This is a genomic window from Leptolyngbya sp. AN10 (assembly GCF_050565645.1).
Lineage (GTDB): Bacteria > Cyanobacteriota > Cyanobacteriia > Leptolyngbyales > Leptolyngbyaceae > Leptolyngbya.
Window position 1 is genome coordinate 65134 of the sequence record NZ_JBNXVP010000017.1, and the last position, 14704, is coordinate 79837.

Consider the following 14704-nt stretch of genomic DNA (forward strand, 5'->3'; position numbering starts at 1 on the left):
ACTCAGCGTCTTCAGACCTGAGAGGAAAAAACAACGAGCGGTTTTAACCGCCTACATCCGTCAGTATTTGGGTTGTGTCGCGACCGCCTTGGAACGACTGGATTCGGTGTGCTTTTGTGTTGCACTTTCAGCGGGACAGTTACCGCCTCAAATCGTTTGTCCTGTACGCATCGCGACGAAACTCCCTTGCGGGGTAATGTGCGCTTCGACAATGTTTTCTCAGCTTGTTCGGCTTGCAGCACGTCCTTAACCCAAATAAAGTGTTTAACGACAAGCGACAGAGCCAAGAACTAGCGACGCATTCTTGGGTGTCGTGACTGAGAAAACGTAGCCCCAAAGGGCTAAGTCTGGTCAACTGAAACTTAAGTTTCTAGGCTGGAAGCCCAGTCACTTCAGTGCTGGGTTGTTGACGATAAGTCAGCCAAAGCACGATTCTTTATCATCATCGATTCTGACCTGAGATACAATCTCCAAGCCTGAATTCTATGAAGTGGCGATCGTTTCCCATGTACAATTCCATGACTATGACTCGTACCCCTCTACGCCGCTCACCTGCTCGATCGCGTCGATTTCGGATTACGCTCACCGATTTGTTGTGGGCACTGATTGGGCTGATGTTAACGATCGGGGGAACGTTGCTGAGAGCTTCGATCGCGGGTGTACCCTGGAATTCGCCTTCTGTACCGCTTCATTTTCTCGGTGTGAGTTACCAGATTGGGGCAGTCTTGCTGATCGGCTGTTTGGGTGGAAAGAATGCGGCAGTCATGTCACAAATCGCTTATCTAGCCTTGGGATTGGCAGGATTTCCGGTGTTTTCTCAAGGGGGCGGAATTCAGTATTTAAGCGCACCGAGTTTCGGATATTTACTCGGATTTGTTCCGGGCGCTTGGGTGTGTGGATTTTTGGCATTCAAAGCGCCTCCTCGGTTGGAATCGCTGGCGTTTAGTGGATTTTGTGGATTATTTGTAATTCATACGATCGGCGTTCTGTATTTAATTTTCGGTTCGCTTTTTCAGTGGATAAAACTCGAAGGCTCGATCTGGCAGGCGTTTCTGACGTATTCGATTAATTTACTGCCGGGGCAATTAGCGGTTACTTGTGCGATCGCAGTTCTAGCTTTTGTGCTACGCCGCATCATGTTCTACTAGCTTCAGGTAGATTATGAAGTTGAAGAGCCGTTTTCTCTAAGTTGTTCAATTCTGCTGAAGTTCGCTGTACCCCATTCAGTCAAAGCATTCAAAACAGGAGCTAAACTCCTACCGAACTCCGTCATTGAATATTCCACCTTGGGCGGGATCTCTTTGTAAATTTCTCGATGAATAACACCATCTTGCTCTAATTCACGTAATTGGGTCGTGAGCATCTGCTGTGTCACGCTAGGGAGTAATTTACGGAGTTCTCCAAATCGTTTTGGGCTGTCAAGCAGATGGTACAGGATTTTCAGCTTCCATTTCCCACCCACAATCTCGATCGCTGCATTTAACGGACATACGAATTTTTGGGTGGTCTTCATCGCCATCGTGAATTGGCTCCCTTAGTCTCGATTTCATACTAAGTCAGATTATTCTGCGTACTTGTAAAAAACAAGCTAATGCAAATAATCTTGATGTGAGTTTTGGACTGTCTGCCAATGACTCACACGAAATCTAGCGGAAACAATACATGGAAATGCAGAAGAGACAAGCAATCCTTGTGATTGGTGCTACAGGCGCAATGGGACGCAAAGTGATTGAGCATCTTTTGCAAGACACTGACAAACAGTGGTTTATTCGAGCACTGACTCGTGATATTCACAGCGATCGCGCTTTTGCACTTACAAATCTCAGCGATCGAATCGAACTGTTTCAAGGCAATTCCAGGAACGTAGAAGATCTCCAAGCAGCCACACACGAGGTTTATGGAATCTACTGCAATACGGATATGTGGGGATTATTCAGCCCAAGCGATTTTCCGAATGAACTCTCGTATCTCGAAGCAAGTCGCGATGCAGAAATTGCTCAAGGCAACCAGATATTAGAAATCGCCAAAGCAGCAAATGTGCAGCATTTCGTGTATAGCTCCCTCGATCATATGTCTCGTCTATCAGGCGGCAAATTTTCTGTTCCTCACTCGGATGCGAAGGCAATTGTACAAGAGGAGATTGAGAATAAATGGACGTTGGACGATTGGTATCGCCACCACACCACTGTCTTACAAACCACATCCTACTTTGAAAATTTGCAGTCTTACTTCGCGCCTCAGCCTCGCTCTCTCGACGATCCAACCCTAGTCTTTACACTGCCAATGGCAAATAAACCGTGGACAATGATTGCACTCGATGATATCGGAGTTTTCGCTCGATACATCTTTGGACATCCAGAACAAACTGTAGGAACCACTCTAGCGGTTGCTTCACAAAGTATAACGATGCAGGAAGTGGTTGAAACGTTCACAGAGATTACGGGGATTCAGGCAGTTTATGACCCCTTTACCGTTGATCAATTTCGTTCATTTGGGTATCCCGGCACTACGGATCTAAGCAATATGTTTGAGTTCCTTCAAACCTACGGCTGCGATCGCGATTTTGATTGGCTTCGCAAAATTCATCCTCACCTCACCAGCTTTAAGGAATGGCTGCATCGAACTCGTTGGAAAGGAGAGCCTATAGCAGTTCAAAAGTCAATTGAAGATCAAAGCAAAACAAACAGCATGACCTAAATATGAAAAATTCAACTCAGATGCGAAAGGCAGCAAGACTATGACAATCAAGAAAATTGTGCTTATCACAGGCGCAAATAAAGGAATCGGGAACGAGGTTGCTCGACAACTCTTATCCCAGGGCTTTACTGTTTTACTGGGAGCGCGTGACCTACAGCGTGGGCAGGTAGCCGTAGAAACACTCCGAAAGGATGGCTCTGACGTTCACTTTGTTCACATTGACGTGACCAATGACCAGTCGATTAAACAAGCTGCCGAAACCATTGCCAAACATTGGGAAAAGGTAGATGTATTAATCAACAATGCAGGCGTTAATTACGAATTTTCTGCAAAAACTCGACCCGCTTTGCTAAGTGTAGATATTCTCAAAGATACATTTCAAACCAATGTGTTTGGTACATTCGCGGTTATTCATCATTTTTTGCCATTGCTAAAGCAAGCTGAAGCAGCGCGAGTGATTAACGTTTCATCTTCGCTCGGTTCTCTTGCTTCGGTCAGTGACCCAGATAGCATCTTCCATAAACTCAATACTGCTGCCTATAATGCCTCTAAAACTGCGCTTAATGCTTTGACGATCGCTTTAGCAAAAGATTTGTCGGATGAGCAGATTAGTGTCAACTCGATTTGCCCTGGTTGGGTGCAGACAGAGATGGGGACAGACGCAGCGCCCCGTACTGTTGAACAAGGAGCGGCAATTATCGTGAAGCTTGCAACGATGAATGCCTCCCCAACGTGTAAATTTCTCGATGAAGATGGAGAAATTCCATGGTGAGCATCTAGCGATGTATTCGCTTGTGAGGGATTGCCGCAAACTTTATTTGCTTGGCGAACAGCCAGCTTTGTTCAAGGTAGGTTTCTAAGCGCGTCGATTTTCTGTGAGAATTGGAATCTTGCTACTGGTCGCCGTCACCCCATGTTTAAAAACCGCTTTTTCTGGATTGCCGCGATCGCGGGACTGATTCTCGATCGAGTTACCAAACTGATCGTGGTGAAATCGATGGCATTGACGATTCCACCGCAAGAAATTCGAGTGATTCCTGGGGTGTTGCACTGGGTGTACGTAGTGAATGACGGTGCGGCTTTTGGAATTCTGTCGGGGAGTCCGTTGCTCAGATGGCTTTCTCTAATCGCAAGTGTGGCTCTGATGGCGTGGGCGTGGTTTGGACGACGGATGCCACGATGGGAACAGTGGGGCTATGGATTGATTCTCAGCGGGGCATTGGGGAACGGTATCGATCGCTTCGTCTTAGGTCACGTGGTGGACTTCATCAAAGTTCCATTCGTCTACGTCCCTTTCCCGAATCCGTTTCCGAATTTTGTCTGGATTCAGTTTCCAATTTTCAATCTGGCAGATGTCTTCATCAATATCGGGATTATCTGTCTGTTGATTGGAATCTATCGCACACCCGATCCGCAAAAAAATTCTAATTGAATCCGTAATTTCCGCAGGCTTCTAATAAACTTTCCGTAAATTCTTCCCGGTTCATGAGGCAAACGCGGAGAAAACAGGTTAGTTGTCAATAATCACGGCGAATCCGATTGGCAGGATTGCCCGGTTGGAATCAACAACTTAGGGTATGCTGCATAGCTAGATCAACGCCACCTCGCGCCAGGTTGAATCCCAGCATGACGACCAATCGATTTCTCAAACAAGCAATGCGCGTTTCGCGATCGTACTCGCAGCGCGTTTCGCGATCGGCATCTCGCCGTTTGCCACACCGAGCGGGACACTGGTTCAAGTGGCTCTCTCCGGGCTTGCTGGTCAAGCGCTGGATGTTTATTAGCGTCAGCGGCATTCTGATGGTGCTTCTGGGTGCGGCAATCTGGAGCCGTTTAACTCCGGTGTTCTACATCATGCAGTTTTTTGGCGATTTGATAGAACTGCTCACGCGCTTGATTCCAAACTATATCAGCGGTCCCTTAGTGCTGATTGCTGGACTGTTACTGGTGTTCTGGGGGCAAAAACGCACGTTTGGATCGATTACCGAAGTGCTGATGAGCGATCGATCAGAAGAATTAGTCGATGTGCTGATTAGCCACCGCAAACTCAATCGAGGCGCAAAAATTGTGACGATCGGCGGCGGAACCGGACTATCGACGCTGCTGAGAGGCTTGAAAACTTTAAGCGCGAATATTACTGCGATCGTCACGGTGGCGGATGATGGTGGTTCTTCAGGACGATTACGGCGTGAAATTGGCGTGTTGCCGCCTGGGGATATTCGGAACTGTATTGCGGCTCTGGCTGACGAAGAAAAATTATTAACAGAATTATTTCAATACCGATTTAAAGCAGGCGATGGCTTGATCGGACATAGTTTTGGCAATTTATTTCTCACGGTGCTGAGTGACATCACCGGAGATTTTGAAAGAGCGATCGCGGCAAGTTCCAAAGTTCTCGCGATTCGGGGTCAAGTTCTCCCTGCTACTTTGAGCGATGTGAAACTCTGGGCAGAACTGGCAGACGGTCGCTACATTGAGGGCGAATCAAATATTACCGAGGCGCGAGGCAAGATCGTCAAAATGGGCTGTAAGCCTGCGAATCCGCCTGCACTTCCAAAAGCGTTGGATGCGATCGAGGAAGCGGACTATATCGTGATTGGACCTGGCAGCCTTTACACCAGCGTGATTCCCAATTTACTCGTGCCCGAAATTGCAGATGCGATCGCGGCTCGACAAGTCCCCTGTATTTATGTGTGCAACATCATGACGCAACCGGGAGAAACAGACGGATATTCGGTCGCAGATCATATTCGGGCTATCGATCGAGCCTGTGGACGAAGATTATTCGATTCGGTTTTGGTGCAGAAAACGTCTCCTTCAGACAGAGCACTCTTGCGATATGCACAGGAACAATCTCACCCGGTTGATTTGGATGCGGATGCGATCGCACAATTGGGACGGCAGATGATTCGCGCCAACATAATGATCGAGGATGAGGAAACGGGCTATGTGCGGCACGATTCGCGGAAATTGGCGCGGGTAATTTTCCGGTGGTATGAACGCGCAAGACAATGAAAACGATCGACCTAAAATCCGCCAACGAAACGCGATCGCTCGGTCGCCAATTTGGACAACAGTTACCCGCTGGAACGGTTCTGTTACTTCAAGGTGATTTAGGCAGCGGCAAGACTTCATTCGTTCAGGCGTTGGGAGAAGGACTGGGAATTCCAGACTCGATCGAAAGCCCAACATTTACCCTAATTAACGAATATCTCAATGGACGAGTGCCGCTCTATCACTTCGACCTGTACCGATTAGAACCAAACCAAACCGCATCGCTTTATCCCGAAATCTATTGGGAAGGGATTGAAGTCGAGCCAGGAATTTGTGCGATCGAGTGGGCAGAACGACTCGCCTATCGACCAGATTCGTATCTTGAAATTTCCTTGAGCTATCAAGATACCGGACGGAAGGCAGAAATTCGGTCGATCGGCTCGGCGGTGATTCCGAATTTAGAGATCCGCACCTAGAATTAAGAGAGTTGCCCTTTCTCGCGCCGTCTTATGTCTCACACTCCTGCAAAAATCTGTATTCTTGGTGGTGGTTTCGGAGGTCTCTACACTGCACTCCGACTTCATAATCTGCCTTGGACAAAGACCGAGAAACCGGAAATTACCTTAGTCGATTCGAGGGATCGCTTTGTCTTTTCGCCGCTGCTCTATGAATTGGTCACAGGCGAACTACAATCCTGGGAAGTCGCGCCCCCGTATGAGGAATTGCTCGAAGGCACGTCAATCCGATTCCGTCAGTCTGCGGTCACGGAAATTAATCTCGAAACGAAACAGGTGCGGATTCAGGAGGGGGATCTGCTCGATTACGATCGCTTAGTTGTTGCAATGGGTGGCGAAACCCCAACGGATATGGTTCCGGGTGCAGCCGAGTTCGCGATTCCCTTCCGAACGATTCAAGATGCGTATCGCTTACAAGATTGCCTGAGACAGTTGGAAAACTCAGATGCGGATAAGCTTCGGATCGCGATCGTCGGTGCAGGCTATAGCGGCGTTGAACTGGCTTGTAAGTTAGCGGATAAATTGGGCGATCGCGGTCGAATTCGATTAGTTGAACTATCGGATCAGATTTTGCGAATGTCTTCTCCGCATAATCGAGAAGCAGCGACAAAAGCACTCGAAGCCCGTGGAATCTGGACAGATTTAGAAACTTCTGTCGAAGAAATCACTGCGGATAGTATTTCGCTGCTCTATAAAGGCGTGGTTGATACGATTCCGGTCGATCTCGTACTTTGGACGATCGGCACTCGCATCAATGAAGTGGTGAAAAACTTACCCCTCAAACAAAACCAGCGCGGTCAGATCGTTGTGACTCCGACTTTGCAAGTGGTGGATCATCCTGAAATTTTCGCGATCGGGGATTTAGCCGACTGCAAAGACGCGGACAATCAGCAAGTTCCCTCGACTGCTCAAGCTGCATTCCAGCAAGCCGATTACACCGGATGGAATATTTGGGCATCGTTGAGCGATCGACCCCTTTTGCCCTTCCGCTATCAATATCTCGGTGAAATGATGACGTTGGGAATCAACGAAGCGACCTTAACCGGACTTGGCATTCAATTGGATGGGACTGTCGCTCATCTGGTTCGCCGTTTAGCTTATTTGAATCGGATGCCTACGCTCAGACACCAGCTTCGAGTGGGATTTAACTGGATCACTCGCCCGATCGTGACCGCATTAACTCAAAACAATGAATAATGAACCTTGTGTTTATTCCTTGTTGAGTTCGGGATTGTAAAGAGATGAAGCGTCCCCAGGTCGTCTTTTTTGATGCAGTTGGTACGTTGTTTGGTGTGCGAGGAAGTGTCGGTCAGGTCTATCGAGAGATTGCCCGCAAGCATGGCGTAGAAGTCGATGCAAGTGTGATCGATCAGTCATTTTACGAAGCGTTCAAAGCCTCGCCACCTTGTACGTTTCCAGATGTTGATGTAGTGGAAATTCCACAGCTTGAACAAGAGTGGTGGAATACGATCGCGCAACAAACCTTCGATCGGGCTGGAGTGCTGAACAAGTTTGACGATTTTTCCAGCTTTTTCTCAGATTTGTACATCCATTTTGAAACCGCGAAGCCGTGGATCATTTATCCGGATACGCTTCCGACCTTACAAAAACTGCGGAGTCTCAATATTCCGCTGGGTGTTCTCTCGAATTTTGATTCCCGATTGTATAGGGTTCTGAGAGCGTTAGATTTAGCAGATTATTTTGATTCGGTAACGATTTCGACTGAGGCGGGAGTCGCGAAACCTGACCCGAAGATCTTTGAGATTGCGTTGGCGAAACATCACTGTGAGCCTGAGAATGCGTGGCACATTGGCGATAGTATGCAGGAAGATTATCAGGCGGCGAAGGCGGCGGGATTGAGGGGAATATTGCTCGATCGATAAATCCAATTTAATGGATTTTCTGAATTGTAAACGACTGTGGGAATCGCCCCCTAAATCCCCCATTCTGGGGGACTTTGAGCTAGAGCAAAGCTCTAGAATTCCAGAGTGCGTTCAACCTTCAAAGTCCCCCAAATTTGGGGAATTTAGGGGGCACTAGCCGATTCAAACGGAGTAAAGCGTTCTGTGGATCTAACGCTAAATTTATTCCACCGATTTGGTTCCCGTCATTCCCATAATTTCGTAACCCGCATCGACGTAAATCACCTGTCCGGTAATCCCGCTCGACAAATCACTGCACAAAAATGCCGCCGTATTTCCCACTTCAATCTGCGTCACCGTTCGACGCAGTGGAGCCACCGCTTCGACGTGGTGAATCATATCGAGAATGCCGCCCACCGCAGAAGAAGCCAACGTCCGAATCGGACCTGCTGAAATTGCATTCACTCGAACATTGTTCTGACCAAGTTCCGAAGCCAGATAGCGCACATTCATTTCTAATGCTGCTTTCGCGATTCCCATGACGTTGTAGTTTGGAATCACTTTCACGCCACCCAAATAGGTCAAAGTCACGATACTTCCGCCTTCGGTCATCAACGGTTTCGCGGCTCCAGCCAGTTGAATCAGCGAATAGGCACTGATATCTAGCGCTGTTTCAAATCCTTTGCGTGAAGTGTTCGAGAAGTCACCCGTCAAATCTTCTCTATTTGCAAACGCCAAGCAGTGAATCAGGATATCAATCTTGCCCCACTTGTCCCGCACTGTATTAAATGCGCTCTCAATCTGAGCATCGTCTTGCACATTCAGCGGCAGAAACAAGCTCGGATTCAATGGCTCGGTGAGTTCTGCGACTTTCTTTTCTGCTTTGCCTTTCTCGTCGGGTAGATACGTAATACCAATGTTTGCGCCTGCTTTGTGTAGCTGTTGAGCGATGCCCCATGCGATCGATTTATTGTTCGCAATTCCCGTTACAAGTGCGTTCTTTCCAGTCAGGTCTAGCATGGTCTTCTACCGTGTAAAGCATTTATGAGGATAGCAGAAAGGGATCACGGTTTGAGTGTGGCACTGTGCCTTCAAAAAATTGGAAGTTTGGCTGAGGTGACGAATACGACACGCCATAATTGAACTCATCGATCGTCGGAGTTCGGTATGGAGTGGATTGTCATTCTGAAAATAGTCGTGCCACTGGTGGCGAAGCCGTTGGCGGAACAGGTGAAGAGTTGGCTGAATCAGACCGGACTGGAAAAAGCGCTCTCGATCTCGTTGGAGGCTGCCGATCGAACTCATGAGACGGAAACTGATCCGGCAAAGATGCTGTTTCAACTTAGAGCAATATCACGCCGACTAGATCATTCATTACCTACACTATAATTTTCAGGAACTTTCCAGGTTCACCTAATGGACATTCAAAGACGATTGGCTAATCATTACACACGTTGGAATCTTAAAACTTCTGAAGAAGAGCAGTTCACTACCTTCAGAAACGGAGTAATCTCAATCAGTAATGACACTCTGGAGCAGCTACTTATCGAACAGCCAGAAATTGATAGTAAATTTCAGCAGCTTTTTCGACAACACAGTGCTGAAGAGCCAACTGTTAAAAGCTCACGGCTGATTCCAAAACCAAACTCACCAATATTAATAGCAGCAAAGGAGGCACAAAAACTAGCAGACTCAATGTACATATATGAACTAACTGAGAGAGGCTTTGGTGACACTCATGTGTATAAAGCCATCAAAAGCTCAAGTAGCTTCAACGATCTCGTCACTATTCTACAGATTCTTTTCTGGATACTAGAAGGGGAAGTTGATGTAGAACATCAGCGCAATTTTGCCAAGAAGCTAAGAGATTCTGCTCACCTAACACCTTTGATGAGATTTAATTTTGCTGTAAAAGGCAAGACAGTCATCTTATATCCTGTTGGGGAGAAGCTTCTTGATCAAGGTGTAATCGATTATGTAATTTCTGGGCTAGAGAAATACCCAAACGTAGCGAGACACTTTGAGAAAGCTCTGGCTTTTTACCAAAGCGGCGATATCAGTTCCTATCGCAACTTACTCGATAATCTTCGATTTGCAATAGAGCAACTTTTGAAGCAGGTTCTCGGAAATGCTAAGTCCTTGGAAAACCAGAAAGATGTTCTTTTACCCTGGCTAAAAAGTAAGAAAATACATCCGCAGACTGTGAATATGTATCACTCTTTACTGTTTGGAGGATATAGTCCGTATCAAAATGACGCTGTTAAGCATAATGAGGCATTTTCAGTAGACGAGGTTGAGTTCATGATTTACCTCACGGCTACATTTATCCGGTTCGTCCTTCAGCTTGCTGATAAGAGAGACATAGTGTGAAACACCTTGCAAGCTTGAGTTCAAGGTTTATGAACCGCTAACACAGAGAACTTGAAAGCTTCCGCTACGATTGTGCTTTCATTGAATCAGCCTACGATCGCACTAAAAAGACAAGTAGAATTTCTATACAACTCAGAAGAGCTAAGGATGCCATTCACCAGAATTACCGTCAACCCGAATCAGATGGGCGGAGTTCCTTGCCTTCGAGGTTTGCGAATTCCAGTTGCGACTGTGGTTGGAATGTTCGCAGATGGAATGCGAGGGGATGAAATTCTAGAAGCCCATCCAGATTTAGAGTTAGAAGATCTTCAAGAAGCCCTACGATATGCGGCTGAAGTCGCGATCGATTAATTCCCTTTTAAGTACAATCAAGCCAACTCCCCGATCGCTCTTTCCCGTCTCATTCAGCGATCGCGCCTTCACAACTTCGCTCTTTGAGTTCACAAATACTCTTCAGGAATTTACAAACTATCTTCAGAAAGTCTCAAATTCGCTTCTTGAATTCGCAAATGCTCTTCAGGAGTTTACAAGCAGTCTTCAGGAGTTTACAAAAACTGAATTGGAAGACAGATTGAGCGATGCCGTTGTCACCGGAAAGCGCGATCGAGTCAGAGTAACCCAAAAACATCTCAGTAAAAGCCCTTGAGTTTTCGCAAATCCTCACACAGCTTCAGCACAACTTCAAATTGAGATCAATAAATCCACTCCTCTCAAAGCAATTAGAAAATTTCTATCGTAAACACATTGACCCAACTTAAATTAAGGAAAAATTCGATGGCATTACAAACACGGGGATCTACCGAACTCGACAAAGCACAGCGTCGTCTTGCCGGACTCAAATCGATCGACCCCACTTTAGACTTAGGCTACGGATTGACGATCGACACTTACACCGAAATGATCGAATCCCTCCAGGAAGCCCTCGCAAAACACAATCAAATTGTGTCTGACCTCGATGCCTCGCGCAAAACAATCGACGAACTCGATCGCACAATGGCAGCGATGTCGAGTCGAATGCTCAGTGCTGTCAAAATCAAATACGGCAGCAACAGCAAAGAATACAGCCAAGCTGGGGGAACTGTTCGCAAAGGCAGCAATGCTTCTACGCCATCCACCGAAACCGCAGAAGTTCCCGCAACGATCGCGCCTCAGACTGCCCAAACTGGAAATGGTCGATCGAAAGCCTCGATCGCAAACTAAAAAAACGTCGATCGAGTAATTCTCTGCGTTTCAGTCGGCTAATGCCCCCTAAATCCCCCAAATTTGGGGGACTTTGAAAGATGAAAAAGTTCTGGAATTCGGAATTTCTTCTAGTCTCAAAATTCCCCAGAATGGGGGATTTAGGGGGCGAAGAATGATCGCAGTCACAGATCAATTCGCATACACAAAAACTCCGACTTCTTGAGTGAGGTCGGAGTTTTGCTCTTTCAATTCTTAGATTTCGCTCAATTAGCTCGCGCTACCCCCAACACCTGATCCAATTGTTCGATCGCCTGGCTCACTCTTACGATGCCAGCTTCCATCCTGACTCCGCTGAAATCCTTGCTTGACGCTGTTCCACGCGACTTTAATCGCAGTTTCGCGGCTCAAACCATCTTTCTGAGAATTCTTGAATGCAGTTAAGAAGACTTGATCCGAACCATCCAAAAGCTGATCGGTCACTTCAGCAGGCAGCTTCTCATTCTGTTCGTCTACATCATCTCGCTTCTCGGCAAGCTTATCAGGAGTCGATTTAGAGGTGGCTAAGTTTGCTTGATCTTCAGTGGTTTCAACACTATTAACGGCTTCAAACTGTTTATCTTCAGCGCTAATTTGGGGGTTTGCTTGGGTTCTTTCGCTTCCAGTTGGCATAATGAATAACTCCTAGAATATTAAATCTGGAATCATCCTATGGGGATCAGCTTTCTCACACATCTTTCAAAAGAAAGTTTGTCTCAATGATGATCTCTATCCGAATGGGGAGTTGGTTTCTACGGATTGCAATAGGGGCAATACATTGGATCTGCTTTTTGTTCAGAAAATCTTTCTTGCTCAAAACCGCATTTTGAACATCGATCGACTTCCGCCAAGATCAAATCCGTTGGACTGCCACACCAGCCACAAGGCAATCCTCGTTTAATCTCTGCCACTGTAAATCCAGGCGTTGAACACTTCGGACAGCACTGTTTTAATTTCTGGGCTAAATCACGAGTTGCTTTCGCGATCGCGTTCATTCGAGTCGGATTGTTCATCGCTCTCATATCAGTTTCGACGTGAACTTTTCCACTCGAAACTACTTCTCTTAATTGATCAAAATCCCCAATTCCCTTCAGGATCTTATCTTGATCAATCACGACTAACTTATGCTCTGGAAATCCAACTTTCAGCGCAAATTCATAAGCTTCATCGTAATTAGAAACAGTGCGATGATTGAAATTTGTTTCGGTTGAAATCGATTCTCCAATCATTTCTAAATCGTTCAAAGTATCGATCAGAATCACAATTTCACGATTGCAAGGCAGCATTGGAAAAGAAGGATGCGGGGCGAAACTTCCCTCAGACGCGATCGCTAAATCTCCCCCGATCAATTCCAGTGCTGCGAATGCTTTCCTTCTCGCCGCCTCTAATTGATCACCCGATCGAGCGATTTCCCGTGTGAATGTGCCAAAGCGATCGGTATCAAACTCGATCGGAACCTGAACTTTCAAACCTAGTTCAGACTCAAGAACAGGCGCGATCGCTTCCTCCTTTCGGTGCATTGTTGCCAGAACCGCCACTCGATCTTTGAACATCCTCAAAAACCCCTAATCCAACCATTTCAATTTTCCTGCCAAACCGGACGAAAGAACTTAAGAATCACAGATCCTCTTCATCGCAAATTGGGTTATGATGATGCTTCTGAATACTTAATGCGTCTAAATAGATCGTTGTGAACGAAAATCGCAGCGATTAAGGTGTAGGCAGCACATTTCCAATATGTGCGTTGCATCGACAGGAGGCAAATTTTAACGGAGACAACTGGGAAACGTTTAGCATGACCAATCAGAACACTTTAGCTATGGATGTTGGTTTTACCCACGAGGATTTCGCGGCTCTACTGGATAAGTACGACTATCACTTCAGTCCCGGAGATGTCGTCGCCGGAACCGTGTTTAGCCTAGAGCCAAGAGGCGCTTTGATCGACATTGGTGCGAAAACTGCGGCATATATTCCCATCCAGGAAATGTCGATCAATCGCATTGATGCCCCCGAAGAGGTGTTGCAGTCGAACGAAACACGCGAATTCTTCATCCTGGCTGATGAGAACGAAGATGGTCAGTTGACCCTCTCGATTCGCCGCATAGAGTATATGCGAGCTTGGGAACGGGTTCGTCAACTCCAGGCGGAAGATGCAACGGTGCGATCGCTGGTGTTTGCAACCAATCGCGGCGGTGCGCTGGTTCGGATTGAGGGCTTACGTGGATTTATTCCCGGTTCTCACATCAGCACTCGCAAACCCAAGGAAGAATTAGTAGGCGAAGAGTTGCCTCTGAAGTTCCTCGAAGTGGACGAAGAGCGCAACCGTCTCGTACTCAGCCATCGTCGTGCGCTGGTTGAACGTAAGATGAACCGTCTGGAAGTGGGCGAAGTCGTGATCGGAACCGTTCGCGGCATCAAACCTTACGGTGCGTTTATCGATATCGGTGGTGTGAGCGGTCTGCTCCACATTTCCGAGATTTCGCACGATCACATCGATACGCCTCACAGTGTGTTCAATGTAAATGACGAAGTAAAAGTCATGATTATTGATCTCGATGCGGAACGCGGACGGATTTCGCTTTCGACCAAGCAGCTTGAGCCGGAACCCGGTGATATGGTGAAAAACCCACAAGTGGTTTACGACAAGGCTGAAGAAATGGCGGCGAAATATCGCGAGAACATGAAGCAGCAAGCTCAAGGGAATGCGGCTCCTGCGATCACGATCGAGGAAGTTCCAGCCGCGATCGAGGAAGCCCCTGTTGAGATCGAGGAAGTTCCAGCCGCAACGGAAGAAGTTGAAGCAGTGGAACAAGTGGAAGAAATTCCGGTCGCGATCGAAGCTGAATAATTTCGATTCACGATTAACACAATTTAGAGAGGGAGCAATCCCTCTTTTTTATTGAGATGGCAATCTAATTTGAGTTGTGAACTCTGGGAAGCCCCCTAAATCCCCCACGAGTGGGGGACTTTGAGCTAGAAAAAATTCTCTAATTCTAAGCAGACTTCAGATTTCAAAGTCCCCCAAATTTGGGGGATTTAGGGGGCACG

The 14704-nt window shown here is 46.9% G+C and carries 18 protein-coding genes; 14 read left to right on the forward strand and 4 right to left on the reverse strand.

The genetic code is table 11. From position 1 onward, the window contains the following. The first annotated feature begins 524 nt into the window (after nucleotides 1–524). Entirely contained in the window at nucleotides 525–1148 is a 624-nt protein-coding gene (locus tag ACQ4M5_RS22930; protein WP_430678002.1) for a biotin transporter BioY, read from the forward strand. A gap of 11 nt (nucleotides 1149–1159) precedes the next feature. Here the strand turns inward: ACQ4M5_RS22930 and ACQ4M5_RS22935 are convergent, their stop codons facing one another. Next, complete coding sequence (locus tag ACQ4M5_RS22935) at nucleotides 1160–1519, reverse strand: winged helix-turn-helix transcriptional regulator (protein WP_430678003.1); 360 nt, start codon at nucleotides 1517–1519, stop codon at nucleotides 1160–1162. Nucleotides 1520–1662: 143 nt separating this feature from the next. Between ACQ4M5_RS22935 and ACQ4M5_RS22940 the strand changes: the two genes are divergently transcribed. The 7 genes from ACQ4M5_RS22940 (at nucleotide 1663) to ACQ4M5_RS22970 (ending at nucleotide 8089) form a co-directional block, all read left to right on the forward strand. After that, complete coding sequence (locus tag ACQ4M5_RS22940; RefSeq protein WP_430678004.1) at nucleotides 1663–2697, forward strand: NmrA/HSCARG family protein; 1035 nt, start codon at nucleotides 1663–1665, stop codon at nucleotides 2695–2697. Nucleotides 2698–2737: 40 nt separating this feature from the next. Next, nucleotides 2738–3469, forward strand: a complete 732-nt coding sequence (locus tag ACQ4M5_RS22945) for an SDR family oxidoreductase (protein ID WP_430678005.1) — start codon at nucleotides 2738–2740, stop codon at nucleotides 3467–3469. A gap of 141 nt (nucleotides 3470–3610) precedes the next feature. Beyond that, the gene (lspA, locus tag ACQ4M5_RS22950; protein WP_430678006.1) at nucleotides 3611–4129 is read left to right on the forward strand and encodes a signal peptidase II; all 519 of its coding nucleotides are present in this window, start codon (nucleotides 3611–3613) and stop codon (nucleotides 4127–4129) included. 194 nt (nucleotides 4130–4323) lie between these two features. After that, complete coding sequence (locus ACQ4M5_RS22955) at nucleotides 4324–5712, forward strand: gluconeogenesis factor YvcK family protein (RefSeq protein WP_430678007.1); 1389 nt, start codon at nucleotides 4324–4326, stop codon at nucleotides 5710–5712. Continuing rightward, nucleotides 5709–6167 (forward strand): tRNA (adenosine(37)-N6)-threonylcarbamoyltransferase complex ATPase subunit type 1 TsaE, encoded by a 459-nt coding sequence (gene tsaE, locus ACQ4M5_RS22960; RefSeq protein ID WP_430678008.1) that lies wholly within the window; start codon nucleotides 5709–5711, stop codon nucleotides 6165–6167. The genes ACQ4M5_RS22955 and tsaE overlap by 4 nt, the downstream gene beginning before the upstream one ends. A 33-nt stretch (nucleotides 6168–6200) precedes the next feature. After that, nucleotides 6201–7403, forward strand: coding sequence for an NAD(P)/FAD-dependent oxidoreductase (locus tag ACQ4M5_RS22965; RefSeq protein ID WP_430678009.1), 1203 nt, complete (start codon nucleotides 6201–6203; stop codon nucleotides 7401–7403). A 44-nt stretch (nucleotides 7404–7447) separates the two neighbouring features. Further along, entirely contained in the window at nucleotides 7448–8089 is a 642-nt protein-coding gene (locus ACQ4M5_RS22970) for an HAD-IA family hydrolase (RefSeq protein WP_430678010.1), read from the forward strand. Between the two features lie 201 nt (nucleotides 8090–8290). Here ACQ4M5_RS22970 and fabI read toward each other — a convergent pair whose 3' ends face one another. After that, entirely contained in the window at nucleotides 8291–9088 is a 798-nt protein-coding gene (gene fabI, locus ACQ4M5_RS22975) for an enoyl-ACP reductase FabI (RefSeq protein WP_430678011.1), read from the reverse strand. Nucleotides 9089–9235: 147 nt separating this feature from the next. Here fabI and ACQ4M5_RS22980 point away from each other — a divergent pair, with 147 nt between their 5' ends. The 5 genes from ACQ4M5_RS22980 to ACQ4M5_RS23000 all read left to right on the forward strand — a co-directional run bounded on the left by ACQ4M5_RS22980 (nucleotide 9236) and on the right by ACQ4M5_RS23000 (nucleotide 11638). Next, nucleotides 9236–9457 carry a hypothetical protein gene (locus ACQ4M5_RS22980; protein ID WP_430678012.1) on the forward strand — a complete coding sequence of 74 codons (222 nt, stop codon included), beginning with the start codon at nucleotides 9236–9238 and terminating at the stop codon, nucleotides 9455–9457. Nucleotides 9458–9484: 27 nt separating this feature from the next. Next, entirely contained in the window at nucleotides 9485–10438 is a 954-nt protein-coding gene (locus ACQ4M5_RS22985; RefSeq protein WP_430678013.1) for a hypothetical protein, read from the forward strand. A gap of 147 nt (nucleotides 10439–10585) precedes the next feature. Beyond that, a complete protein-coding gene (locus ACQ4M5_RS22990; protein ID WP_430678014.1) occupies nucleotides 10586–10789 on the forward strand; it encodes a DUF433 domain-containing protein in 204 nt (67 codons plus the stop codon). Beyond that, complete coding sequence (locus ACQ4M5_RS22995) at nucleotides 10764–11084, forward strand: hypothetical protein (protein WP_430678015.1); 321 nt, start codon at nucleotides 10764–10766, stop codon at nucleotides 11082–11084. The genes ACQ4M5_RS22990 and ACQ4M5_RS22995 overlap by 26 nt, the downstream gene beginning before the upstream one ends. A gap of 128 nt (nucleotides 11085–11212) precedes the next feature. Then, on the forward strand, nucleotides 11213–11638 hold the full coding sequence (locus ACQ4M5_RS23000) for a hypothetical protein (RefSeq protein WP_430678016.1): 426 nt from the start codon (nucleotides 11213–11215) through the stop codon (nucleotides 11636–11638). A 249-nt stretch (nucleotides 11639–11887) separates the two neighbouring features. Here the strand turns inward: ACQ4M5_RS23000 and ACQ4M5_RS23005 are convergent, their stop codons facing one another. Both ACQ4M5_RS23005 and ACQ4M5_RS23010 read right to left on the reverse strand, forming a co-directional pair. Beyond that, nucleotides 11888–12289, reverse strand: a complete 402-nt coding sequence (locus tag ACQ4M5_RS23005; protein WP_430678017.1) for a ChaB family protein — start codon at nucleotides 12287–12289, stop codon at nucleotides 11888–11890. Between the two features lie 119 nt (nucleotides 12290–12408). Beyond that, on the reverse strand, nucleotides 12409–13209 hold the full coding sequence (locus ACQ4M5_RS23010) for a DUF6671 family protein (RefSeq protein WP_430678018.1): 801 nt from the start codon (nucleotides 13207–13209) through the stop codon (nucleotides 12409–12411). Nucleotides 13210–13451: 242 nt separating this feature from the next. Here ACQ4M5_RS23010 and ACQ4M5_RS23015 point away from each other — a divergent pair, with 242 nt between their 5' ends. Beyond that, entirely contained in the window at nucleotides 13452–14504 is a 1053-nt protein-coding gene (locus ACQ4M5_RS23015; RefSeq protein WP_430678019.1) for a 30S ribosomal protein S1, read from the forward strand. The last annotated feature ends 200 nt before the right edge of the window (nucleotides 14505–14704 follow it).